Annotated in this window: 1 rRNA gene; it reads right to left on the reverse strand. The window is 58.6% G+C overall.

Annotated elements, in window-relative coordinates:
- Nucleotides 1–249 (reverse strand): 16S ribosomal RNA (locus tag ACTHS4_RS12280); the annotation flags it as partial.

Below are 249 nucleotides of genomic sequence, written 5' to 3' on the forward strand. Positions count from 1 at the left end.
GTGTATAAGAGACAGGACTACCGGGGTATCTAATCCCGTTTGCTCCCCTGGCTTTCGCGTCTCAGCGTCAGAATGGGTCCAGAGACTCGCTTTCGCCGCGGGCGTTCCTTCCGATCTCAACGCATTTCACCGCTCCACCGGAAGTTCCAGTCTCCCCTACCCACCTCCAGACAACTCGTATCAGCGCCTGTTCCCCGGTTGAGCCGGGGGATTTCAACGACTGACGTGGTCATCCGCCTACACGCGCTT

The organism is Neisseria sp. P0014.S009 (assembly GCF_051958155.1).
GTDB classification, from domain to species: Bacteria; Pseudomonadota; Gammaproteobacteria; order Burkholderiales; family Neisseriaceae; genus Neisseria; species Neisseria flavescens_C.